Below are 25418 nucleotides of genomic sequence, written 5' to 3'. Positions count from 1 at the left end.
GCGCCCGACGGTCGGAGCTCGCGTGCTCAGGCGCAAGAGCGCTTCGAAGTCACTGGCGACGGACGTGTGAAGCAAGGGTTTCGCCATGCCACGCCAAAACCCGCGCTCTGGTGCGAACACCGACACGATATTTCGGTTGAGTTGGGAAGTGCGCGCGAGCGTGATCGTTCGATCACCTCGTGGCACTTGCCGAGCGTGACCTCAAAGAACATATCCGTTCTCGCGCTCAGTGCGTGTCTCGCGTTGGGCGCATGTGAAACCGGCAATTCCCCCGCCGACGAGACCGGTGACAGTGTCGGTGACAGTGACAGTGACGGCGGCGATGGTGATGGTGATGGCGATGGCGATGGCGATGGCGATGGCGATGGTGGCGACGGCGATGGAGGTGATGGCGATGGCGATGGCGATGGCGACGGTGGTGACGGCGACGGCCACCCCTATGAAGACTGGTGCAAGGTGTGCGTGGACCCGCCTCCAGACATGGGCTGCGACATAGTCCCAGGTCCGGCGCAGAGTGTAGAGATCACGACTTCGCCCAAGGAGACCGACTATGATCTCGACGAGGACTGCACGGTACTGAGCGTTTCAGCGACCCAGGTCGAGCTCGACTGCCCGAGCTTCGATATGGTCACGATTGACCTCATGCTCAACGAGCCGTGGACGCCGAACTTCGAGGTCGATGCGACCTTGCACCTGACGGTGAGCGCCGACAATACCGACTGGCCGGAGGTCGACTGGCGCCTCGATCACCTCGACCAGAGCCTGGCGCTCGCGGGGCGCCACGCCTTCTACTACGCGCCACTCGTCGAGAGCCTCGGGATCGACGCGATCTCGGTCGAGGTGGTCACTGACGCGTGCACGCCAGACTGCTACGAGAGCACTGCGGAGCGTGAAGTGGGCTTGACCTTCGAGTTCGCCGGCGAGCAAGAGACGCTGTTTCGCGGTGGACACGCGACCTTCGCCGAGCACGAGGTCTGGGTGACCCACGCTCGCCGAAAGGTCTGTGACTTCTACGGCGACGAGCCCAACGGCCACATCGGCGTGTTCGTCTCGGGCAAGCCAGCTGGCTAGCGGTGGTCGGGCCGACCGTGGTTGTTCACGGAGCGTCTCGCAAGCACGCGAGCTGATTCACCGAGGTGACAACACGTCGGCGTCTGGGTAGATAGCCGCCTTCGTGTTCGTCCCCTTCGACCCGCAACCGCCGGCTGCGAGCTTGCCGGAGCTGTTCCCCACGCCGTTTCGGCCGGGCCCACCGCACCCACTCGCCGCGCTCGCAGCCGAGCAGACCCAGGCCGCGTTGGCCTTGCTGCCGTGGCTCGAGCCCCAGATGTTCGAGGGCCCGCTGGGCGGCAAGATGATCGGCGTGCTCGTCATGCGTCACGCTGACGGCCGGGTCGGGTACCTGCGTGGCTTCGCCGGGATGCTGGGGGGTCAGCATGAGGTCGAGGGCTTCGTGCCGCCGGCCTTCGATGTCCCGAGGTACGAGCGTCTGTGGGACGACGGCGGCGCACGGATCACCGCGCTCGACATCGAGGTCCGAACCATGCGCCACGCGGCGTCGCCCGATCCTGCGGCGCAGGAGCTGTTGCAAGAGACCGTGCAGACCCAGCGGGAGCTGTCGCGCAGCCTGCACGCCGAGCTGCTCGACACCTACCTGCTGGCAAACGCGCGCGGCGAGCAGCGCAAGCTGTGTGCGTTGTTCGATCCGCTGCCGCCACCCGGGGGCTCGGGCGACTGTGCGGCGCCCAAGCTGCTCGCCCGTGCCTTCGCGCTCGGTGCTCGCCCGCTGGCCTTGGCCGAGTTTTGGTGGGGTGGCTCGCCGCCCGGTGGGGGTCGGCAACACGGCGTGTTCTATCCGGCGTGTCGGGGCCGCTGCGCGAAGATCCTGCCCTTCATGCTCGAGGGCTTGGCCTGCGAGCCCGCGCCAGATGTCGGGATCGAGGCCGTCAGCGCCGACGCGCCGTGGGTCGTGCACGAGGACGACGCGATCCTCGTGGTCGAGAAGCCGTCGGGGTTGCTCTCGGTCCCCGGTCGAGGCCCGCGGCGGCGAGACAGCGTCGAGTATCGGCTGCAGCAGCGCGCGGGTCTCGAAGACGACAGCTGGCCGCGCTTGGTCCATCGCCTCGACGTCGCGACCTCGGGCTTGCTGATCGCGGCCAAGCACAAGCCGGCCTACGTCGCGATGCAGCGTCAGTTTTCCTCGCGGGAGGTCGACAAGCGCTACGAGGCGCTGGTCCGGGGCGCGGTGGCTGGCGACGGTGGCGTCATCGATCTGCCGCTGTCGCGCGACCTCGCTGATCGACCCCGCCAGATCCACGATCCCGTCCGGGGCAAGCCCGCGCTCACGCGTTGGCGAGTGCTCGAGCGCGCGCTGGACACGACCCGCGTGGCCCTGTTTCCAAAGACCGGGCGCACCCATCAACTGCGACTCCACGCCGCACACCCGAGCGGGCTCGACGCGCCGATCATCGGTGACCTGCTCTACGGTTTTGGTGGCGACGGGCGCTTGATGCTGCACGCCGCGTCGGTCGGGTTTCGCCACCCCATCACGGGTGAAGCGCTGACCTTCGACTCGACGTGCCCGTTCTAGCCGGGCAGCCCGCTGGCCATGTCAGCGTCCTGTCAACACCAGCCCCGGCGCGCGCTCGGTGTCCAACACGATCGTGGTCCCAACCGGTGCCGCGAGCAGGTACTGGAGGATGTAGCGTCGCCCGCTGATCTCGTAGCGATCGATCGTCGTGATCACGTCGCCGACCTCGAGCCCCGCCGCCGCCGCCGCGCCGCCCGACTCCACGCTGATGACGCGCGCGACCTGGTCGGCTTGGTCGCCCACATGATCCCATCGCACCAGGCGAAATCCGAACGACGCCGCCGGCTGCTCGGGCGCCAGGCGTCGCGTGGGCACGGACACATCGCCGACGTCGAGGGGCACGCCCGGGTTCACGGTCACGGTCAAGTGTGCCTCGGTCAGGTCGGGCGGTCGGGCGTGCAGGTTGTTGGGAATCACGTGCAGCGTGACCCGCCCGGTCGGTGGATCCGAGACCAGGAAGCGGCCGCTCGCGTCGCTGACGTTGCGCGCGTCATCGTGGATGTAGCGGCTGCGCATTTGAGCGTCGAGCGCGGTTGCGACAACGCGAAAGTCGGTGAGCGGCTCGCCGGTCTCGAGTCGAACGACGCGCCCTTTCAGCCGCGTCAGATCGTCGAGCGAGACGTCGCCAGCGTGGTTGTCTCCGGCTTTGACCTCAGCCTCGACCGCGCCCGCGCCCACGCTGGCCTTGACGCGGACCTGATAACGACCAACCGGCAGCCCGTCGATCGACCACTCGCCTCGAGTCCGCAAGAACACCTCGCGGCGGCGCACTGCCGCGTCTGTTCGTACGAGCTCGACGATGAGGAGATCCGGGGCCGAAGCGTCGCTGCGATAGTGGGCGCTGCCCCGCAGCGAGCCGCAGTCACCCACGACGAGCTCGACCTGCTCCCCGGGCGTGACGCCGGACAGCGCCGCCTCCCCGCCGCCGCGGACCCGTGCAGTGAGGGTGAACGCGCCGGCCGAGAGCCCGCGGATCTCGAAGCTGCCGTCGACGTCTGTCATCCGCGGCGCACAGCGACCGCGGGACACGATGGCGTCCGGCGGGAGCGCATCCGGGTTGGCGCACACGAACGCGGCGCTCATCGGCTGGCCGTCGCCGTCGACGACGAGCCCAGTGATGACCCCGACTTGCGCGGTGACGACGAACTGCAGCTCGGTCGCCTGGCCACGCTCGACGCTCACGGTCGCCGACGCCGCCGCGCCGCTCGGGGTCGTCAGCGGCTGGCCCCCTTCGGCGAGCGCGTCGACCCGGTAGCTGCCCGACGGCAGCGCGGCGAACTCGTAGTGTCCGTCCATGTCGACAAGCGTCTCGCCGCGCCAGCGGCCGTTGCTCGAGCGTCGATGCGCGAGCACCCGCGCCGAGGACACCGGTCGGCCGTCGGGCTCGACGACCGACCCGCGCAGCGATCCACCCGAGACCAGCGTGAGCTCGAACGCGTCGTCGCGGGGGATCGTCACGCGGACCTCCGTCTCGGCCGGAAACCAGCCCGGCGCCGTACCGGTCACCACATACTCGCCGCCGTCGAGCCCCGAGAGCTCGACCTCCCCCACCGCGTCGGCGACGGCGATCGCGGCTGGCGGCCCACCCTGCGCGGGGATCAGCGCGACCACGGCCTCGCGGATCGGCTGGTTCTCGCCCGAAACCAGACCACGAAGCACGAGCCCGCGCTCGACCGTGAGCTCGAGCCGCTCACTCTCGCTGGGCGTGCCGCTCAGCTCGAGCACCGGCGGCGCACCCACGAGCCGATGTCCTTCACAGCGTACGCCAACCCGGTAGCTGCCAGAGATCGCTACCGACAACTCGACGCGCCCGTCGAGGTCGGCGGTGCTCGACAGCCGACGCCCGACGTCTTCGTCCGTGAGCGAGACCTCGGCACCGAGACAACCACGCTGACTCTCGGCGATGACGACCCGCACGCGGACCATCGTCCCGCGATGGATCAGGATGTCGACATCCTCGGTCCGACTGCCGAACTCGACCAGCACGGCGCCCTCGCTCGCGCCCTCGCCCCACGGGCCCTGGCTGCTGAGCCCGAACACCCCACCCGGCAGCCCGCGAAGCTCGTAGCGGCCTTGCTCGTCGCTTCGCGCTCGATACACGCCCAGGTCACCGCCAACGCGATTGTCACGATCGCTCGGCCGCGCAACAACCAACGCGTCGGCGATCGGAGTCATGCTCTGTGCGTCGAGCACCCGCCCGGCGATCACCGCCTCCGGGAGCAGCACCATGCGGATCGGACCGCTGGGCACGACCAGCTGCTCACGGCTGCTCACGTAGCCGTCGGCGCCAGCTTCGATGACCGCGTGGCCTTCGTCCGCCCACACCTCGAACTCGCCATCCGCTTGGGACACGGCCGCGGCCATCGCCGCCCCGCTCCCGTTCTCGACACGTACGAGCGCACCTTCGATGGTCCCGCCGGTCGCGTCCTCGACGACCCCAACAACCCGAGTTCCACCGCGCCGCAACGTCACTTGCACGCGCTCACCGCTCGGCAACAACTCCCCGGGCCGGGGGATCAGCAACGGACGATGACCCTCCGCCGAGCAGGCGAGCTGCCAGCGCTCCCCCCCGACCAGCTCGAACCCATCGACATGGCCACTCGCATCTGTCGTCTCACAGCGCTGCGCCTGGACCCCGCGCCCCGTGCCCAGCAGACAGACCACGGCCCCAGCGATCGGCTGCCCCAACTCATCGACAACCGAGACCGACATATAGCGCCGCTCGGACCCCTCGGCTCGCTCGCGCGAGCGCGAATGCCCCACAAGCGTTGACGGCCGCGACGCGCTCAGGTCATCGCCGCCCAACGCGTCTGAGCCTCGAGATCGAACCATGAGGCCGACAACCACCAACCCAACGAGCAGCCCGAGCGCACCCAACCATCGCAGCTTCGAGTTCGCTGAAGGACGAGCGTTCATGCCCACTTACCGCCGGCCAGCCTGGCCGAGATGCCGCAGGCGACCGCAGACTCTCCGATTCCGCCCTTACCAAAGATGACGTTCCGCTCCATCCCCCGCAAACATACCGATTTTGCATGCCCCACACGAACTCCAAGCGGCCAGAGCACTGAACAGCCCCCCCGACCATTCACACCACAAAACAACATGACACAACCGCATCGACAGTTCATCGCGATGCAACGTCACGACCGGCCTCCCGACCGCAGCGGAGACACCGATTGCACGACGATCGCCCGACAACCAGGGCTGCCCGCCATCACAACCACCGTCTCATCCACCGTCAAGTCAGGGACATCGCACGACCACGGTCACCCACAGTGCATCGTCCTCGGATCCCAGCGGAGACATCGGTTGCAAAACGACGGCCCGGCAACCAGGGCTCCGAGGGTCCCTCGGAGCCCGCCGGGCTGCCCGCCGTCACAACCACAGTCTCATCCACCGTCAAAGTCAGGGACAGCGCACGACCACGGTCACCCACAGTGCATCGTGCTCGGATCGCAGCGGAGAAATCGGTTGCAACACGACGGCCCGGCAACCAGGGCTCCGAGGGTCCCTCGGAGCGAAAATTCACGGCGTATTAGACCCAATCGAAGCGGTGAAGGTCACTCGTACTACCAGAAGACCGACACACCACATGCCAGCGGTGAGTGGTTTCGCTCCGAGGGACCCTCGGAGCCCGCCGGGCTGCCCGCCGTCACCCCCACCCTCCGCATCCCCGCCGTCCCCCCAACCCTCCGCATCCCCGCCCACACAGCCTCAAAACCCAGCACATACCTACGGCTCAACAACCACGTTCATCCGCACCCGCTCGACCAACCGCCCCAGCGTCTCCACCTCTTTCTTAGTGAACCCCGCAAACGCCACATCCAACAACGCATTACTAACGTTCAAAAACCGCGAAAACGCCCGATACGCCCGCCTCGAAGGCACGATCAGGATCGCCCGAGTATCTTTCGGATCCGCCTCGCGCCTGACCCACCCCGCCCCCTCGAGCGCACGCACGAACCGCCCAACGGTGACCTCCGACAGGTTCATCTGCCGAGCCAGTTGCCGGGCCGTCATCGGCGACTTCTCTTGGAACAAGATCATCATCGCGTTGGCCTGCGCGGGCGTGACGTCCTCGAGCTTCTCGCGCTCGAGCAGCTGCTGCACACGCCGCTCGATCTCCCGATTGATGCGAGACAGCTCGAGCGCGGCGTCCGCTTGCTTGCGGCGCTGGGCGATGTCGACACGGCTGGCCATGGCGCGCAGCTTGCCGCTGCCCCGTACGCCTCGCAAGCAGTCTTTGACCCGGCCCGGCCAAGCGTCCGTGAGCCCCAAGCCCCGTGCCAGGCGTCGTTCGCGAGGCTTGCTTGCCGAGAACGATGAGCGTGCTTAGCATTTGTCCTCGCTGGCGTCCGGGTGCTCCGGTCGACCAGCCATGACGCAGCAAGGAGCCTTCCGTGTCAGAAGCGATGATCTTCGACGCCGTGCGTACGCCCCGTGGCAAGGGGAAGTCCAGCGGCAGCCTCTACACCGTCCGTCCTGTCGACCTGCTCGCAACCACCTTGCGAGCGCTCCGCGATCGCAACGAGCTCGACACCACCCAAGTCGACGACGTGATCGCCGGCTGCGTGACCCAGACCGGTGAGCAAGGCTCGTGCATCGCACGCTTCGCCGCGCTCACGGCTGGCTATCCGTTGGTGACCTCGGGCGTGACCCTCAACCGGTTCTGCGCGTCGGGCCTCGAGGCCTGCAACCAAGCTGCGGCGATGGTCGCCTCGGGGTTCGAGGACCTCGTGATCGGCAGCGGCGTCGAGAGCATGTCGCGGGTCCCGATGGGCTCGGACGGCGGCGCGATCTGGGATCCGCAGACCCAGTGGGAGGTCGGCTCGGTCCCGCAGGGGGTGTCCGCGGATCTGCTCGCGACCTTGCGCGGGTTCACCCGCGAGGACGTCGACAGCTTCGCCGTGAACAGCCAGCAAAAAGCCGCGGCCGCGATCGAGCGCGGCGACTTTGACAAGTCGCTGGTCCCGGTCACGGATCGCAACGGCCTGACCATGCTGGCCAAGGACGAGTACCCCCGGCCCGGGACGGATCTGGCCGCGCTCGCCAAGCTCAAAGCCAGCTTCGAGATGATGGGTCGGCAGTTCGGCCTCGACGCGCTGACCAAGCCGGTCTACCCGCAGGTCGAGCGGATCGAGCATGTCCACCACGCGGGCAACTCGTCGGGCATCGTCGACGGCGCGGCGGCGATCTTGTTTGGCTCCCGCGAGAAGGGCGAGTCGCTCGGGCTCAAACCCAGGGCCAAGATCAGGGCGGTCGCCAGCATCGGCTCCGAGCCCATGCTGATGCTCGACGGCCCGATCCCGGTGACCCGCAAGATCCTGCAGCGCGCTGGCATGAGCATCTCGGACATTGATCTGTTCGAGGTCAACGAGGCGTTCGCGGCCGTGCCCATGGCCTACCTGCAAGAGTTCGAGATCGACCCGGCCAAGCTCAACGTCAACGGCGGCGCGATCGCGCTTGGTCACCCGCTTGGCGCGACCGGCTGCATGCTGCTCGGGACCTTGCTCGACGCCCTCGAACAGCACGACAAGAACGTTGGGCTGGTGACCTTGTGCATTGGCGGCGGCATGGGCGTGGCCACGATCATCGAGCGCGTGTGAGCGCGGAAGGGAATGAGCGATATGACCGAGCAACACCGCAACGACGCGCTGAGCTGTGAGTTCGACCCCCAGACCGGCGTCGCCACGTTGACGCTGGCGATGCCTGGCAAGGTCAACATCATCAACGATAGCTACGGCCACGGGCTGCAAGACGCGCTCGCGTGGGCCAAGGGCCGCTCGGGGTTGAAGGGCATCATCTTGACCTCGGCGCACAAGGACTTTTGTGCGGGCGCGGACTTGAACCGGATCTACGAGATGCGCGACGCCGCGGCGCTGTACGCCGCGGTCATGCAGATGCATCAGCTCTACCGCGGGTTCGAGACCGCGGGCGTGCCGGTCGTCGCCGCTCTCAACGGGACCGCGCTCGGCGGCGGCTATGAGCTGGCGCTGGCCTGTCATCGGCGCATTGCGATCAACGATCCACGCGTGAAGTTCGGGCTGCCCGAGGTCCAGCTCGGCGTGCTCCCAGGCGGTGGCGGGACCCAGCGCCTGCCCCGACTGATCGGCATTCAGCCCGCCGCCGAGGCGATCTTGCAGGGCAAGGAGTTTCGGGCCAACAAGGCGCTCGAGGCCGGCTTGGTCGACGAGCTCGTGGCCGACAAAGACGCGCTGCGAGCCGCCGCGCTGGCGTGGATCGCCGCCAACCCCAAGCCGGTTCAGCCGTGGGATCAAAAGCGGGCGCGGATCCCCGGCCCGCGCCCCGGCTCGCCTGACGCTCGCAACCTGTTCATGGCCGCGTCGGCGATGCTGCGCAAGAAGACCGCGGGCGTGTTCCATGCCCCAGAGGCCTCCCTCAGCGCGATCCAAGAGGGGCTGAGCCTGGAGTTCGAGCGCGCGCTCGAGGTCGAGGCCCGCTACTTCGTCGGGCTCGTCGTTGGTGATCAGTCCAAGGACATGATGCGGACCCTGTGGTTCTTCCGCCGGGCCGCGCTCGAGCACCAGGGCCTGCCCACGCTCGGGGCCAACGAGCAAGCAGAGATCTCCAAGGTCGCGATCTTGGGCGCCGGCATGATGGGCGCCGGGCTGGCGTTCGTGTGCGCCGACGCGGGCTACGAGGTCGTGCTCAAAGACATCAACCAAGACGCGCTCGACAAGGGCGTCGCCCACTTCGAGGCCGAGCTCGCCAAGCGCAAGCGTCACCTCGACGACGCGGGCCGCCAGGCGATCCGCTCGCGCATGACGCCAAGCCTCGAGCTGGCCGCGCTCGCCAACACGGATCTGATCATTGAAGCGGTGTTCGAGAACCTCGAGCTCAAGCATCGCGTGACCCAAGAGGCCCAGGGCCAGCTCAGCGCCAACGGGATCTGGGCCAGCAACACCTCGGCGATCCCGATTGCCGATCTGGCCCAGGTGTCCGACCGGCCCGAGCGCTTCATCGGGCTGCACTACTTTTCGCCGGTCGAGGTCATGCCCCTGCTCGAGATCGTGATGGGTCCCAAGACCAGCGATCACACCCTCGCGCGCTGCCTGAACTTTTGCCGACGGATCAACAAGCTGCCGATCGTCGTCAACGACGGTTACGCGTTCTACACCACGCGAGTGTTCTCGTCGTACATCATGGAGGGCGCGCAGCTGGTCGCCGAGGGCCACGATCCGGTGTTGATCGAGTGGGCCGCGCGACAGGCCGGCATGGTCGTCCCGCCGCTGCAGGTGTTTGACGAGGTCACCTTGACCCTGCCGCTCAAAGCCAGCGCCCAGAGCCGCAAATACCTGGGCGACGCGGCCGTGGACAACGACGGGCTCGCGCTGGTCGAGGCCATGGTAAAGACGCATGATCGCGGCGGCCGGGCAGCTGGCGCCGGGTTCTACGAGTACGAGCGCGGCCGCCGAACGGGCCTGTGGTCCGGGCTCGCCAAGCTCGCTGGCGCGACACCAACCACAACTGGGGTCAACTACCTCGCGCGGCGCCTGCTGCTGATCCAAGCGGTGCAGGCCGTCCACTGCCTCGAGGGTGGCATCCTTCGCAACGCTCGCGACGGCGAGGTTGGGGCGATCTTCGGGATTGGGTTCGCGCCGCACACCGGCGGTCCGTTCGGGTTCTTGGATCGCCAGGATCTGCGCGCGGTGGTGGCGGAGCTCGATCAGCTCAGCGACACCTGTGGCCCCCGCTACGCGCCGCCCAAGACCCTGCGCGAGATGGCCGAGACAGGCTCGAAGTTCTTCCCCGCCGGCCAGGATCCTGCAGGCTGAGGCGCCCACGCACGGGACGGCCCTTCCCTGATCTGCCCCGGGCCGGCTATCGTGTCGGCGTGACCAGCCTCGACTGGCTCTCGGAGCAAGTACGGCAACCGATCGACGCGGCGAAGCCTGCGATCGTGCGGGCGCTCGCCAACCACCTGATCGCCGTGTGTCTGATCGGCCCGGCGGCCAAGCGCGGCCGCTCGATGCGTGGTGCCCACGTCGAGCTGCTGATCGTCGCCGAGCTGTTGGACGCGACCAGCTTGCGCGCGCTCGCCAAGGGCCTGGCCCAGCCGCTGCGCGCGGGTCTGCAGATCCGCACGGTCACGGGCGCAGAGCTGGCCGGCTCGGTCGACGTCCACGCCCTCGAGATCGCGACCTGGCGCGACCACCACTTGCTGCTGGCCGGCCGCGATCCATTCCAGGGCCTCGAGATCGCAGCCAAGGATCTGCGCCACGAGATCGAGCGAGCCCTGCGGACGCTGACCCAGCGCCTGCGCAACCGCATGCTCTGGTGTCTTGCGACCGAGCAGGTCCGGCTCGACGCGCTGCTGCGCGAGGGCATGGAGCTGCTGACAATGATCGGGCACCACACGCTGGCGTTGGCAGGTCAGCAGCCCCCACGCGACGAGGCCGCGCTGCTCGGGCGGCTGCTGGCCTGGGCTGGCAGCTCGGTCGCCCCTGTCGCGCCCACGGTCATGGCCCTGCGCTCGCGGCTCGAGGCGACCCGCGCCCCCGATGATCCCCTCGCCGAGCTCGCGGCCCTGGCGACCACGACCGAGGTCGTGTGCGCCCGCGTGGACGCCCTGCGCGTGTGAGCCCGGTCTGGGCCCTGGGCTGCTCGATCAGGTGTCGAAGGTTCGTGCCGCCCCATCGAGCGGCAGGTCGAGCGGCCCGTCGAGCGGCCCGTCGAGCGGCCCGTCGAGCAACCCCGACATCAGCAGCTGCGCGTGGCCAGCATGAAACGCGAGCTCGTCTGCGTCGGTGACCTCCTCGAGCCAGCGATTGAGCCCGGTGTACGCGACCGAGGCCAGGAAGCTGACCCAGATCGGATCAGGATCCTCGAGCGCCCGGACGAAGCGGGGGTGCTCGCTGTCGAAGATCACGCGACCGTCGATCCTGATCAGCTCGCGCCCCCGACCGGGCTCGGCGTGAATGCAGTCGAGCAGCCCCTCGGTCAAGCTGATCTGCTTGCGCTCGCGCAGCAGCCGAAGCTCGGCGCGAAGCCGCTCGAGGAGCTCGCCAACGAAGTCGCGCGGCGGTGGCACGGGTTGCTTGGCTTCGGCCACGTCGACGGCCTCTAGCTCCTCCGCGATCCGCTCGAGATCAGCCAAGCTGAGCTCGTTCGGATCGTCGTCGTCGTCCTCGTCATGGTCGTCGTCGAGACTCGGCGGCGCGTGCTCGAGCCCAAGCGGCTCCGACGGCGGTGGGTCGGTCGGCCGCGCGAGCGTGCGCCGAGCCTCCTCGGCGTGCGCCACTGGATCGTAGGCAGGCACATCCGGGTCCCAGATGTTCAAGTACGCCAGCTCGGGCGGGCGCACCCGACAGGCCACCGTCACGCTGATCAACGAGCCCGTCGCGAGTCGCAGCAGCGGCTCTTCGAGCAGGCGTCGCTCGAGGTTGCCCAGGATCGCGTCAAAGCCGTCACCCTGCAGCCGCGCCTTGGCCATGCCCACGACGGCAACCCGCAGCAGATCGAGCGCAACGGCCCGGCGGCGGGCGACCTCGGGGTTGGAAAACTCGACCGACTCGGGCCGCGCGAGCTGGGCCTGGTGCTGGTCGAGCAGCTTCGCGTACAGCTTGATGATCCGCGCGTCGAGGTAGCGCTGCTGCGAACCCGAGAGCGCGACACGCTCGAAGCGATCGTCGACCTCGAGCGCCCCGCCGATGATCCCCTGGGCCCGAAGCAGCGCATCCGCGCGCCGGACCTCGACGACCTTACCCTCGCTGCCAAGCACCACGGCGTGCTCGAAGGGGTGAGCGTCGAGCAGCCACACCGAGCCCTGCATGCCGTGACGCGAGAGCTCAGCCGTCACCAGCGCGCCCGCTGGCGCCGCGATCGTTGGCGGCAAGTCAGCGGCGGCCCGACGCCGCTCGGCGCCGACGACCTGATCCCCCCAGCGCTCGCTGAAGTCCTCGAGCTTGGCGAACAATTCTGTGAGCGCGGCCAGAGCGGCCCCGCGCGCGAGCACGACCGGAAACCGAGGCGCGACCGAATGGCCCGGGTGGCGCTCGACGTACCACAGGCACCCTTGACCCTTGGCCCGGCTGGTCAGCTGCTCGAGCGTGCGCGGCTGGCCGTCGACGTCTTCGAACAGCGCGAGCTTGGCGAACTGCTGGCCAGCGGCGCTCAGGCGATTGGGCAGGTCACCGCCGCGGGGGCTGTTGCGTCGCCAGTGCGCGAAGATCCAGCTGCGCGCCCACTCGCGCTCGCGCGCGTCGAGGCTGGGGTAGCGGTCCGCGAGCGCTGGCAACAGCTGATCCGCCAACACGTCGGACAACAACCGCCGCAGCGCGGCCATGCGGGCGTTGCTGGTCTCGACCGAGGCGTAGTCCGCCGTGAGCTCGGCGTGCGGGTCATCGACGATGCCGATCACGGGCAGCGCGGCGTGGATGTCGAGATCTTCGACGACCCGGCGCTCGTGACAAAACGAGATCCGCATGTTGCCGCCCTCCCCGGCCGCCCACCGGGGGATCGCCAGCTCGCCAACGAACGCGTCATGCTCGAACTCGACCCCGACCAAGCGATCCTTGTCGGCCACGCGGATGTGCTCGAGCGCAGGCCGCAACCCAAAGCGCTGCTGGTGGCGGCGCTCGTGGACCCACGCGGACACCTCGGTCAGATGCTCGCGCCCAAACAGGCGGATCAGCCCGACGTGATCGATGTCGTCGCCGCGCAGGATCACCCGCTCGTCGCTGTCCCAGCGCAGCGATCGATCTTCGACATAGGCGATCTCGTTGGTGCGCTCGAACACCGCCTCGAGCTCCGCGAGGCTCATGCACGCGCCCGAGGTCAACTCGACCAAGGGCACCGACTCGAGCAGCATCCAGGACTCGAGCAATTGCTGGTGAAACTCGCGGCGGGTGCCCTGGAGCGGGGCCGGCACCGAGCGACCGCTGAGCTTCAGGATCGCGTCGCGGGTCGGGAGCGCGCCGTCGTCGAGCAGCATCGTGATCGCCTCGCGCAGCTCCGGCAGCGGCATGCCCGGAAACAAGGTCATGACCTCGAAGTAGGCCGCGACCGCGGCGGGATGGTCCTCCACGTGGTGACGACGCAGCGCCCGCCAGACCCGAACGTGCTCGACGCTGACGAACGCAGACACCAGCGCCAACCACAGCAGTCGGCGTGCGTCATTGACGGGACGTTCGCGGCCCGCCGCGGCCGCGCGGCCAAGCACGATCTCGACGAGCCCGGTCTCGACCGCGTCGAGCAGCGGCTGGTTGTTGCCGGTGAGCCCGTCCCAATTGCGGTTGGCCGGGGCCCGCTCCCAGTCCACGATCGCCTGGGTCCCGGGCAGCCAGCTGCGCTCTTCGAGCATGCACAGGGTGCGGCCTTCGGTGAGGACTTCGATCTTCACACGCCGCGGCTTGGCGGGATCCCAGCTGCGCATCGGCCCGGCGTCGATCCCCACGAACCCGGTGAGCTTGCCGACCTCGCCGTCGCTGGGCTGCTCGATGCGCGCGGTCCAGGTCACGGGTGGCGGGCCCACGAAGCGCGGGGGCTTGGCCTCGAACCGGCGCCGGCCAAGCTCGTTCAGGTAGGCCTTGGTGTCATCTTGAATCGCGTCCACGCCGAACGCGGCGCCCAGCAGGCGGCGGTCGTCGACGTCGCCGTGGATCAAGAGCTCCTCGACCAGCTCCGACCCAGGCGCCGAGCGATCGACGACCAGCACCTTTCCGGGCGCGCGCGCGCGTGTCCGCCGATCATTGTCGATGTCGACCAAGGTCACGCGGCGCTGGTCGACGGTCACGAAGCTGATCGCCCGGGCCAGCTCGCTGGCCTGGCCGGGCGCGCCCCCCACTCCAAACTCGGGCATCAAGCTGGGGTGTCCGAGCGCGCGCAGCACCTGCTTGGCCGCGTCATCGCTGAACCCAAACGAGGTCAGCCACTCGAACGCGAACCCGGGTCGGGTGATCGCCAATACATAGCGACGCGCGACGTCGCTGTACTCCCCGCTGAGCCCTCCGTGGGCCGCGGACTGTTGAATCAGCGCGGGCAGCTGGGCGAACAGCAGCATCAGCGCCGTCGCGTAGGCCCGATCATGGCGCGGGTGGGTAAAGTCGCGGCTGGGCTCGAGCGGCCCCGTGATCACGGCGCAGACACCAATGAAGCCCAGATCGAGCTCGAGGTCGCACAACAGGCAAGCATCTACGACCACGCGGATCGAGCTGCGCTGGCCAGGACGCAGCGATACGCAGCCACGAACGTCGCCCCCCTCGAACCGCACCACGGGTCCGGCCGTGCCGCGGGGCAGCTCGATGTCGTGGGCACGCGCCCGCCACCTGCGGCGCTCGAGCTCCCACGGGACCTCGCGCTCGAGCGTCTCGGTCACCGACTTGGCCTGCGGATAGACCCGGAGGATCGCCGCGCCCTCGTTGCCGCCGTCGATCACCTGGATCACCGGGCCCCACCCCTGCGGCGTCACGCCGTCGAAGTCCTTGGTAGTGTACATGATCCCGCGGACCGGATCGGCTTCCTCTGCGATCGCCCGCGGGCTCAGCCAGCGCTTGTCCACCGTGCGCCAGAGCGGCATGCCACCAACGAGCGAGAGCGGGCCCGAGTCCGGCACCAACCACTGCGCGTCGCCCCAGCGCATGAAGCAGTCGCGGATCACATCGTACACCGCGTCCGCCGTGGGCAGGGTCAGTGGCGAGAACTCGCCCGCCGCCCAGGCTTTGACGAGCTGGCCCAGCACCTGGTCGCGGGCGCTGCCGAGCGCCTCCAGCGTCGCTTCGTAGCTTGGATCGGTGCGGACCACGTCGCCCTGCGACACGTCCTTGCGAAACCGCGACGAGTCGACCCAAAACCACAGGCCAGGCACGCTGTCGCTGAGCTCGTGGGTTGTGATCTCCACGCCGTTGGACAGCAGCACCAACGCCGAGCGCGGGTTGCCCCACTCGCTGCGCTGGAAGCCCGCCACGCCACGCAGGTGCTCCGTCTCGAGCAGCACCCGCGCGATCAGATTGATGGGGAGCCCCCAACTGAGACGATCGCCGTCGAGGATGATCCTCGTTGACGAGGCGTGGGCACAGCGCTCGCGGAGCAGCTGCTCTTCGGGGATCGTTCCGCCCAGATCATTGAGAAACCGAACGAACAACCCGGGACGGAACCGCTCTTTGACGTGGACCGTCGTGAACGGCGGGCTCATGCCGGCTTCTGGTGGCTTCGGGGCCGCGTCGAGCTGCGTGATCTCGTCTGCGGCGTCGGGCCGCAGCACCGCCGCGACCGCGCGCGGCTGCTGATCTTCGCCCAACGACACGCTCTCGATCCGCACCCAGCGAGGGTTGAGGGCCATCACCGCGTTGCAGGCCAGCGCCAGCTCGCGGCGGGCTTGGATCGCCACGCTGCTGCGATCGACAAACAGCGACGCGTAGAGCTCTTGCAGGTCCTCCCACGTGAACGCGGCGTCAAACCGCATGCGCATGTCGTCGGCGTCGATGTCGAAGGTGATCGCGGTCGCGCCCCGCAGCACCGCCGCCTCGACCAGCAACAATACGTAGCGGTGTGGATCCGCCAGCTGAAACTGACGCATCTTCTCGCGGGCCTTGTCCCGGTCGAGCGAGAACGAGCCGGCCGAGTCGAACTGTGCGTCCGACTGCAACCCGGCGATCAGCTCAGCGGCTTTGGACATCGTGTCTCCCGGTAGCGCATGGAAAGGTCGGCCAGCTGCGAGTCGGTGGCGGCCGAGATCGACCCGCCAAGCAACAAGAACAGCTTGACCAGCTGGTAGGCCGCGAGCTCGGGCTCGCGCTGGGACAATCCAAGCAGTGTGCGGACCGCGGGGTGGTCGGCGTCGACGACAAGCGCGCGCTTGCGCGAGAACAAGCGCTTGCCCAGCTCGCCGGCCTCGGCGGCGGGCGTGAGCTCGCCAAATTCGCGCTGGCTGATCGCCGCGCGCCCGCCCAGCAGGCTGCCGCTCGCCTCGAAGCGACCGAACTCGACCGTGGAGACGCGGTGCTCACTGTCCTCGAGCAGGCGCAGCGCCATGCTGGCGAGCCCCGCCCACGCTCGCCGCTCGCCGGGCTCCGGCGCGAGCGGCATGAACCACACTTGGCCCAACCACGCCGGCGCTGCGGTGTTGGGGGCGATCAGCTTGCACGCGTGGATCAGCGACGCGAGCGGCGTCCGCTCGAGCTGTTGGGGTTCTTGGTCGGTCTCGTGGCCGGTCTCGTGGCCGGTCTCGTGGACGCCGCCGAACGCCAAGATCACCGCCCCACCGTCAGCCTCCACCGCATCACTCAGCGGTGTCCGCTGGCTCGCGAACAGCGGGCCCCGATCACCCAACGCCTTGCGCAGCGCGGCCCAGGTCCAGATCCGCCCGCTGGGGCTGCGCGCGCACGCCCGATCGCCGACGCCTCGGGACAGCCCGGCGCCGTCGTTGAAGTGCCAGGCCGCGGCCTCGTAGAGCGCGAGCAGCCGGGCCAGCGCGCCGTCCGTGTCGGCGCCGCTGATCCAAGCCCCCGCGCGGACGTGGGCGTCGAGGGCCTCGAACACGCGCTCGCGCAGGCTCCCGCGGGCGAGCTCGCGCAGCCGCGCCACCACCTTGTTGAAGTGCCCGTCCTTGATCACGTCGTCGCGGGTCAGCGTGTGCTCGAGGTAGCGCGACGAGACCTTGAACGAGAGCCCAAGCAGCTCTTGGATCGCCGAGCCGTGGTTCGCGTCGGCCTGAACCAGCGTCAACCCCCCGTTGAAGAACGCGTGCAGGGTCTCGCGCGCGGGCCGATGGCCGATGTGGATGTGGGAGAAGTCGTCTTCGTAGGCGACCGCCACCGTCGCGGTGAGCCCGAACGGCTCGGACACCTGCTCGCCAAGAAACCGGACCTCACCGTTGGCGTGACCACACCAATAGCGCACGACCTGGCGGGCCCGGGTCACGAACGCTTCGTAGTCGCTGCGGGTCGAGTTCTTGATGATGCGGATCGTCGTGCCCTCGATCGCCTGGTCGAGCCGCAGCCGCTTGAACCGGCGCTCATGGTCGAACAGCACCCGCCACGCCTCGCCGGCCCGCGCGGTGTCGACACACACGGCGTCGGGCTCGATCGCAAACACCGACACGAAGCCAATCCCGAACTTGCCGATCTTGGTCATGTCGCCGTCTTTGGCGGACGAGAACAGCCGGGTCAGCTTGCTGTCGATGATCGCGCGATCCATGCCCTCCCCGTAGTCGGTGACCGTCACGATCATCGCGCCACTGTCCGGCTGCTCCGCGCTGGCCTGAAACTCGAAGTCGATGTCAACCTCATCGCTGCCAGCGTCGAGCGCGTTTTGGATCAGCTCCCGGAAGAACGACATCGGATCCGAGAACTGATTAATCAGATCATCGAGCGCATCGCCAACATCGACCGGTGCGGGGCTGCCCATGCACGCCAACGGTAGCCTGGTTTGGGCCTTCGCTGCCAGCAAGCCCAAGGCTGTCCCGTTGCCTGCGTCGCCCGAGCGTTGGCCGCGCCCCGTCAACCTCGCGATGTTCGCGATCCGACGATCGCCGATTCTCTCGCTTCGCTCACAATCCTGACTCACCGCCGGGCACAAGAGCCAACCTCAGCGATTTCGCGCGCACTGCCAGGTCCGGGGTCGGGGCCCGCGACAGCCCAACACGCGACCCGACCCGAGCGATTCGGCGACCGATCACAGGGCTTCCCAGATCGAAATTAATCTTTCATCATGAGGCTGGGCGTTGATGACATGCAAGAGTACATTCCTCGATCGTTAATCCTGCTTTGTGTGGGCCTGGCTGCGGCGTGTTCGGACCAACCGGTCACCGACTCGGGCACCAACGCCGACGCAACCTCGACGGACACCTCGACCACGGACACGGATCCGATGCAGACGACCGGTCCGCTGACAGAGACCGGCGCTCCCATGGAGACCGAGACCGGCCCAACAGACGAGACGGAGTCCGACACCGAGACTGACACCGAGACCAGCACCGACGACGGGCCGCTGCCCGACATGGGTGTGCCGCCCGACCCCAACGAAGAGATTCCGCCCCCCGACGAAGAGGGCTGTCACGCGATATACGCCCAGGATCTGCTTCCCACCTTCGAATTGGAGATTCACCCGGTCGTGTGGGCGCAGCTGCAGACCGAGTGGCTCGAAGGTCAAATGAACGAAGACCTCGGGGTCAATCCCAAGCCCTATCACGCGCTGCAAGAGTTCAGGTACGGCGACATCGTCATCAAGGACGCCGAGATCCGCCTGCGCGGCAACCCAACCTATTGGTACCCCGACGACAAGCTCCAGTTTCAGATCGGGTTTCACACCAACGACCCGGACGGGCGCTTCCTCGGGATCAAGCGCCTTGCCCTCGACGCCGCCACGTTCAACCGGCACTTGCTGCGCGACCGGCTGGCCTACGCGGTCATGCGCGACGTCGGCATCAAGGCCCCGTGCGCGAACAATGCCCGCGTCAACATCAATGGTGAGTACTACGGCATCTTCACCAGCGTCGAGAAGGTCGACGAGGTGTTCCTCGATCGCAATTTCGATGACCCAACCGGCGATCTCTGGAAGCGCGCCAATTGGGTGCTCAAGACCAACGAGGAGACCTCCAACGACGACCGCCTCGACGCCATGCGCGACGCGCAGACCGTTGAAGAATTGTTCACCTACCTCGACATCGAGCAGGGGCTGCGGGTGTTCGCGGCCGAGGCCGTGCTCCCCGACTCTGACGGCCTGTGGGCAGGCGGCCTCAACTTCTACATGTACGATGAGCCGATCGGCGGCAAGTTCATGCTGCTGCCGTGGGACATGGACAACGTGTTCGAGCGCTTCAACGACGAGCCGGACGGCGAGTACCCCGCCAACCCCGATCCCTTCGTGTGGGAGAAGCCAACCACCCATGGCCGGCCGTGGTACGACATCCCCCTGACCGAGCCAGTGTGGTTCGCGCTGTACATCGATCTCATCGACGAGATCGTCCACGACGGGTACAGCCCCGAAAAGATGCACGCGCGAATTGACACCTGGTCGGCGCAGATCCACGACGCTGTGTTCGAGGACGTCAACAAGCCCTACTCGAACAACCTGTACGTCAACAAGGTCGAGGAGCTGCACGAGTACGTCGAGGCCCGCTACATCTTCGTCGACGAGTGGCTGCTCTGCTGGAAGGGCGGAGGCGTCGACAACGGGCAGGGCTACTGCGAGCTGCCCTAGGCGAGCGTTTGGGGCGGCCTAAGTGCACACCCTGGAGGGAACTCCTGCCAGGAGAAGCCCTTGCGCGGCCTTCTCGGGGCTTGACTTGCAACCAGCGGTTGCTAGCAACATGAGCAGCAAGCAGAACCTGAGGGCCACGCCTTGCACTGCCTGATCATCCCACGCTTTCCTTTCTCGGTCGAGAGCGCACCATGGCCCCTTCCTGACCCAACGCGCCTGCGTGTCGAAACGGACGAAGGAACAGTAGCAAGTCCGAAGCTGTGCTTTGGACCAGATGCCCGAACACGCACCGCTCGGTGCGTGACCGGCTCGTGACCGGGGGAAGGCCGTCAGCGACCCACGCCGCCGGGCGGATGTGTCGGTTGGATCCTGGAGTGGGGGGACCTCATATTCCGAGCTCGGTGCGGTTGCGGTGAATGACCCCGCCGAGCGATGTGGCCATGGCAAAGACGAACAGACATCCGACTGGCCCGCGGATCAGCAGCCCGAACAGGCCGAGCCACACGGGGGCGGTCGCTTTCCAAAACCCCATGCCTGCTACGAGCCCGACGTAGAGGGCGGCGACTTTCAGATAGTCGTGGGGGATTCGGCGGACGATCTGGACCCACAAATGTGGTGCGATCGCGGCCAGACCGGACTGTGTTGCGTAGGTCGCGAGCGCCGCTGCGGGCACCAACATCGCACCCAAGATCGCGCTTGCGAGGACCAGGCCCCATGTGCCGACATAGTAGGCGGTCAGGAGCGCTGGTAGCACCGCAACTAGCGTGATTAAGAAGCCGCGGCCAAAGCTCTGGGCCAGGTTGTCGCCCAATCCGTGTGGCAGGCCGGGCCGGCCGGCGGCGACGTGATCGAGTATCACGAAGAACGCTCCTGCCAGGGCGGCGTAGTGCACGATGAGACCCATGATCCCAAACAAGGGACCCAGGAACATGAGCAGCAGGGGTATCATCAAGGTGACCGCGAAGATCATCGCGTCGGCCGACAGCACCCGGCGCAGGTCATCGCGCATCGTGGTGAGCGCGGGCTGATCGGGTCGGGCTGCGTGCGGGGGCTCGGCTGGACGAGGCTGCGTGGGGGCAGGTGTGAGGGGGATCAGGCCGCCGGAGTGGACAAATTGGACAAACGCGGTCGCGGCGGTTCGTGCGGCCTTGGTCCGGTTGTCTGGCTCCCCCAGCGCGACGCGGGAGGCGACAAAGGCCTCGACATCCTCGGGGCCGAGCTGGTCGAGCGGGCGACCAGCTCGGTGATTCAAGAACGCCGTGGTCAACGCGCGGTACGGCGGAATGTAGGCAGCATCAATTCCGCGACGCTGCGTGAGATCAGCGAGGAACGCCGCCACGCTGCTGGATTGGTCCCACCCGCTCATGCCTGGACCCTATCACGAGCCGCCGAGCTGCTCCCACTTCATGGGGGTGAGTCTATTGGACCGGCACGAAGACGAGCTCACTTGCGCCATCTGCTGAAGGGCAGCCAAGCGCCCACGCGAGCGCTCAGGGCAGCTGCACGCCGCCCGGGAGCGAGACGCTCGCTAGCTCTTCGACCCGCGACTCGGCCGGGCGCTCCTCGCGAATCTTGCCGACCCCAAACGCGTACCACGACACGACAATCTCGCCCGCGCTGCCACCCACGCTGCGGACCCGCTCGATCTGCACGCAATCAAAGGTCCCAGCCGGCACCGTGACCTTCTCGTTGACATCGATCACGGTAAAAATGTGGCCGCGGCTCTCGACACTGGGGTTGAGCCCGTTGCCGTCGTACTCGGTCCGATCATAGAAGAGCTCGTCGCTGAAATCGAGCGTGTCCCAGGTGTCGTCGACGCGGGCAAAGCCCGGATCATAGTCGACGATCATCACCGTGCCGCCGGCTGACTTGACCTCTTTGTGGACCCGGCTGGACAGGGTGCCGTCGCGGACCAGCACGCTCTCGGTCCACTCGCCCTTGGCGTTGACGTTGTCGGTGAGCAACCACGCCTGCTCGCCGTTCCAGTCGATCTCGGTGGTCTCGACGATCTCCATGCCAAGCACTTGGCCGTTGGTGTTCTTGGCGATGTAGGTCCAGGTCGCGCCGTCGGCGAGCGGGTACAGGGTGTCGTCGTAGGGCGTGGTGCCGTCGGTGTCGGAGGGGTCGTCGGTCGCGTCGTCGCCGGTGTCGTCCGGGTCGTCGGTGTCGCTGGTGCTGGTCTCGGGCTCGCCAGTGGTCGGCGTGGTGGTCGGGTCCGTGTCCTCGCCGTCGGTGTCCGCTCCGCTCTCGTCGTCCGCGTCGCCAGACGAGCCCGGCGGTGGCGGCTGATTGCACCCGAGCACAAAGCAGGCGGTGAGCAGCAACCACGGACTTCGCGGCCTGCGATCTGCGGGCAGGCGAGGAGCTTCGCCCGAGCTGAAACCACCATGAACGGCTTGTCGAGTGCGCATGACGAAGGTATCTCCCGGTGTCGGGGTAGGTCGGATCGGGGTAGGTCAGGTCAGGTCAAGCCGGACAGCGGCCCAGTGTCGAATTCCGGGTCGCCAAAGCTGTCCGCGTCGATGTCCATCGCGTGGAGCAGCGACACCAACAGCTTGTTGTGCGGGACCTGGGGCTGATCGGGCCGGGTGAGGTACCGCCCCGTGTTGAAGTAGCCGCCCGCGCTGCCAGCGAGCACGTAGGGCATGTCGTAGCGACTATGATTGTTGCCCTTGGCCTGCTCGTTGGTCCACAGGATCACGGTGTTGTCGAACACCGTGCCGTCGCCCTCGGGGATCGCCTTGAGCCGCGTGATGAGATAGGCCATCTGCTCGGCGTACCACGCGTTGATCGCGGTGTTCTGCGCGACCTTGGGCGCATCTTCATCGCCTTTGTGGGCGAGCGAGTGATGGGCCTCTTTGATGTTGGGATCGACAAACGAAAACACGTGGTTGGCGACCGAGCGCGTCCACATGATCGTCCCGACCCGGGTGATGTCGCAGGCCATCGCCATCGCCATGAGGTCCATCTGCAGCTTGCCCATGAACGGCATGTTCGACACCAAGTTGGGGTCCAAGAGCGCGCCCTGTTGCAGTGGTTGGCACTCGCCACCAAAGCTGATCACGCCCTCGTCTAGCCGATCACGAATCTCCTCGACGGCGGTGAGGTGATTCTCGAGCTTCTCGCGGTCCTCGCCGCCGAGCTTGTCACGCAGCGCGCGGTGCTCATCGCCGACCGCGTCGAGCACCGCCCGGCGTCGCGCGGCGCGACGCTCGACCGCCAGCGGGTCGGAGATCGAGTCGCCAAACAGGCGCTGATAGGCGGCGTAGGGGCTGTTCTCGGGGGGCAGCGGTTGCCCGGCGCCCCGGTAGGAGATCCGCGCGCCGACGTTGGCCGGATCTTGAACCGCGACCCCAAGCTCCAACGAAGCGAACGGGGTGTCCTGCCCGATGTGGTTGGCGACCTCTTGATCGATCGAGATGCCGCCAGCCCAGCCCGCCGACTGGCCGCCGTCACCCGCGAAGTCGCCCTCGAGCAGCGGCGTGCCCGTGAGGCAGCTACCGGTGCCCTTTTGGTGCGCGTCGCCAGGGCCCTTGAGCGAGGACATGAGATCGAGGCCACCGAGGATCAGCAGATCCTGCTGGTGGGCGGCGAGCGGCGCGAGGATCGGCGACAGCGTGAAGTCGGGCCCGTTGCCGCTTGGCCAGAAATTGGCCGGCACCGTGCCGTTGGGCGTGTACATGATGATGAGACGCTTGGGCGTGTCACCCGGCCCGGCGTGGGCGCTGTCACTGCGCATCGCGTCGAGCAGCGGCAGGGCGATGGCCGCCCCGCCAAGTCCCCGCAGGACATGGCGACGACTCAGGCGATGATTCTTGCGAATGCTCATGGGCTCTCCTCCGCCGTGATCACGTGGCGATAACGGAATGCGTCGGTCAGGGTCAACGCAATGATCAACTCTTTGATGTCGTAGTTGGCCGCGGCGAAGTCCGCCTGAATCTCTTCGACCGAGCAGCTGTCTTCGGGGGTCTTGGTCCGGCCGTAGCCGAACTGGAACCACTGGGTCGCCACGCAGTTCTTGACCTGCTCGCTCGCAGCGAGCTTGGCGGCGAGCTCGACGGCGCCATCGTACGGGCCGTCGTTGTCGGTCTCGATCAGCTCGCCGCTGGCGTCGATCGCCAGGCCCCACTCGGTCTCGCGGTAGCGACCGATGCCGTCGAAGTGCTCGAAGCCAAACCCGAGGGGATCCATGAGCCGGTGGCAGCCCGCGCACAGAGCGTCGGCCGAGTGTTGCAGGAATTGATCGCGGGTGGTCTGGCTCTCGTCGACCGAGGGAGCCTCGGGGACGATGTCGGGCGGCGGCGGCGGCGACTGACACAGCAAGACCTCGCGGACAAACTTGCCGCGGTGAATGGGCGACGAGCGGTCCGGCTTGGCGTAGAGCGCGAGCAAGCCGGCGTGGGTCAAGAACCCGGCGTACTTGCTGGGGTCGAGATCGACGCGCTCGAACGCGTCTGTGGTTGGGCCCGTGACCCCATAGAAGTCCGCGAGCGGCTTGTTCATCATCGTGTAGTTGGCCGTGAACAGCACCTCTACGTTTGCGCCTTGCTCGAACACGGCGTCATCGATGAAGGCCTCGGTCTCGCGGCGCCACAGCGAGAGCAGGTCGTCGCTGTAGTCCGGGTAGATCTCGAGGTTCTTGCCGTTCGCGGCGATCTGCGGCTCGATGCGACCGAGCCCAAGCCATTGACGATGGAAGTTCTTGACCGCCTCGCGGGCCCGGGGCGTGTCCATCATGCGCCGGGCCTGGGCCTCGATCTGCGCTGCAGTCTGGAGCTCATCGGCGTCGGCGGCCTCGAACAAGGACGCGTCGGGCATGGTGTTCCACAGCAGGTACGACAACCGCGAGGCGATCTCGTAGGACGTCAGGGCGACCACATCTTCGCCCCCGGCCACGAGCTCGGCCGCGCCAAATTCCACACGGTAGAGAAAGTGTGGAGATTGCAGCATCCCCTGCAAAATGACCTCGACCCCGACCACCGGCTCGTAGGACGTCTCGCCGAGCCCAGTGCCCGTGATGAACAGGTCAATATAGGTGCTGACCTCATCATCGGTGAGCGGGCGCCGGTAGGCCCGCTTGCCAAAGCTGGTGATGAACGCCTCGGCGTCGGCCGTGCAGCTGTCTGGGTCTGGCGCGACGCCCCCGCAAGCCGGGAGCTGGTCCATGAGCGCTGGCGCATGCGTGCTTGCGAGCTGCTCTGCCGCAATCTCGTATTGCTCGGCGAGCAGCGGGCTGACGACCAGCGCGGCGGCTTGGTTGTCGAAGCTTCCCGCGACTTCGTCGGCCGGAAACGCGTTGGCGGGCTGGCTGTTGTCACCAAATAGCTGGTAGATCGTGTTGTTGTATTCGACCCGCGTCAATCGTCGGATGGGGGCTGGGCCCGGCTCGATGTTGGCCTCGCACGCGGTCAACTCTTCGTCGCCGTCGCCGTCGCCGTCACCGTCACCCTCTGTATCGGTGGACGACTCATCCTCGGCTTGCCCATCGGGGTCTGCCGTGGGCTGCTGGCAACCCGCTGTTGTGGTGGCCCCGACGACGAGTCCGACCAGTATTGGCAACAATTCACGCATGTTCACGCTCGCTTTGGTTCAACCTCGTGCGGCCCGATGCGCGTACGTCACGCGAATCGCTCAGCGCCGCCCGTCGCCGCGGGAATGACGGGTTCGA

At 67.5% G+C, this 25418-nt stretch carries 14 protein-coding genes; 6 read left to right on the top strand and 8 right to left on the bottom strand.

Annotated elements, in window-relative coordinates:
* Positions 1 to 243: 243 nt before the first annotated feature.
* Together DB30_RS09790 and DB30_RS09785 are read left to right on the top strand one after the other, a co-directional pair.
* The gene (locus tag DB30_RS09790) at positions 244 to 1071 is read left to right on the top strand and encodes a hypothetical protein (RefSeq protein ID WP_165703683.1); all 828 of its coding nucleotides are present in this window, start codon (positions 244 to 246) and stop codon (positions 1069 to 1071) included.
* A gap of 103 nt (positions 1072 to 1174) precedes the next feature.
* Positions 1175 to 2590: an RluA family pseudouridine synthase gene (locus DB30_RS09785; RefSeq protein ID WP_146658408.1), complete on the top strand. Its 1416-nt coding sequence runs from the start codon at positions 1175 to 1177 to the stop codon at positions 2588 to 2590.
* Between the two features lie 21 nt (positions 2591 to 2611).
* Here the strand turns inward: DB30_RS09785 and DB30_RS09780 are convergent, their stop codons facing one another.
* The gene (locus DB30_RS09780; protein WP_165703682.1) at positions 2612 to 5302 is read right to left on the bottom strand and encodes a carboxypeptidase regulatory-like domain-containing protein; all 2691 of its coding nucleotides are present in this window, start codon (positions 5300 to 5302) and stop codon (positions 2612 to 2614) included.
* A 1020-nt stretch (positions 5303 to 6322) separates the two neighbouring features.
* Complete coding sequence (locus DB30_RS09775; protein WP_146658406.1) at positions 6323 to 6790, bottom strand: MarR family winged helix-turn-helix transcriptional regulator; 468 nt, start codon at positions 6788 to 6790, stop codon at positions 6323 to 6325.
* A 200-nt stretch (positions 6791 to 6990) separates the two neighbouring features.
* On the opposite strand from DB30_RS09775, the gene DB30_RS09770 reads away from it, so the two are divergent.
* Genes DB30_RS09770 through DB30_RS09760 form a run of 3 tightly spaced genes read left to right on the top strand, consistent with a single transcriptional unit; the run spans position 6991 to position 11192 of the window.
* A complete protein-coding gene (locus DB30_RS09770) occupies positions 6991 to 8196 on the top strand; it encodes an acetyl-CoA C-acetyltransferase (protein ID WP_052548110.1) in 1206 nt (401 codons plus the stop codon).
* 21 nt (positions 8197 to 8217) lie between these two features.
* The gene (locus DB30_RS09765) at positions 8218 to 10386 is read left to right on the top strand and encodes a 3-hydroxyacyl-CoA dehydrogenase NAD-binding domain-containing protein (protein ID WP_052548109.1); all 2169 of its coding nucleotides are present in this window, start codon (positions 8218 to 8220) and stop codon (positions 10384 to 10386) included.
* Positions 10387 to 10445: 59 nt separating this feature from the next.
* Complete coding sequence (locus DB30_RS09760; RefSeq protein WP_052548108.1) at positions 10446 to 11192, top strand: hypothetical protein; 747 nt, start codon at positions 10446 to 10448, stop codon at positions 11190 to 11192.
* Between the two features lie 27 nt (positions 11193 to 11219).
* Here DB30_RS09760 and DB30_RS09755 read toward each other — a convergent pair whose 3' ends face one another.
* On the bottom strand, positions 11220 to 16226 hold the full coding sequence (locus DB30_RS09755; protein WP_146658404.1) for a hypothetical protein: 5007 nt from the start codon (positions 16224 to 16226) through the stop codon (positions 11220 to 11222).
* Positions 16205 to 17956 carry an ATP-binding protein gene (locus tag DB30_RS09750; protein ID WP_052548106.1) on the bottom strand — a complete coding sequence of 584 codons (1752 nt, stop codon included), beginning with the start codon at positions 17954 to 17956 and terminating at the stop codon, positions 16205 to 16207. The genes DB30_RS09755 and DB30_RS09750 overlap by 22 nt, the downstream gene beginning before the upstream one ends.
* A 303-nt stretch (positions 17957 to 18259) precedes the next feature.
* Here DB30_RS09750 and DB30_RS09745 point away from each other — a divergent pair, with 303 nt between their 5' ends.
* Positions 18260 to 19750, top strand: coding sequence for a CotH kinase family protein (locus tag DB30_RS09745; RefSeq protein WP_146658403.1), 1491 nt, complete (start codon positions 18260 to 18262; stop codon positions 19748 to 19750).
* A gap of 385 nt (positions 19751 to 20135) precedes the next feature.
* Here DB30_RS09745 and DB30_RS09740 read toward each other — a convergent pair whose 3' ends face one another.
* The 4 genes from DB30_RS09740 to DB30_RS09725 all read right to left on the bottom strand — a co-directional run bounded on the left by DB30_RS09740 (position 20136) and on the right by DB30_RS09725 (position 25321).
* Positions 20136 to 21116, bottom strand: coding sequence for a hypothetical protein (locus DB30_RS09740; RefSeq protein WP_052548104.1), 981 nt, complete (start codon positions 21114 to 21116; stop codon positions 20136 to 20138).
* A 124-nt stretch (positions 21117 to 21240) separates the two neighbouring features.
* Positions 21241 to 22161 (bottom strand): TapB family protein, encoded by a 921-nt coding sequence (locus DB30_RS09735; RefSeq protein WP_146658402.1) that lies wholly within the window; start codon positions 22159 to 22161, stop codon positions 21241 to 21243.
* Positions 22162 to 22211: 50 nt separating this feature from the next.
* Positions 22212 to 23579 (bottom strand): DUF1552 domain-containing protein, encoded by a 1368-nt coding sequence (locus tag DB30_RS09730; protein WP_052548102.1) that lies wholly within the window; start codon positions 23577 to 23579, stop codon positions 22212 to 22214.
* Positions 23576 to 25321 carry a DUF1592 domain-containing protein gene (locus tag DB30_RS09725; protein ID WP_146658401.1) on the bottom strand — a complete coding sequence of 582 codons (1746 nt, stop codon included), beginning with the start codon at positions 25319 to 25321 and terminating at the stop codon, positions 23576 to 23578. The genes DB30_RS09730 and DB30_RS09725 overlap by 4 nt, the downstream gene beginning before the upstream one ends.
* Positions 25322 to 25418: the final 97 nt, after the last annotated feature.

The organism is Enhygromyxa salina (assembly GCF_000737335.2).
GTDB lineage: Bacteria > Myxococcota_A > Polyangia > Nannocystales > Nannocystaceae > Plesiocystis > Plesiocystis salina_C.
The sequence above is the reverse complement of the archived record's forward strand: the minus strand, read 5'-3'. Positions and strand labels throughout refer to the sequence as shown.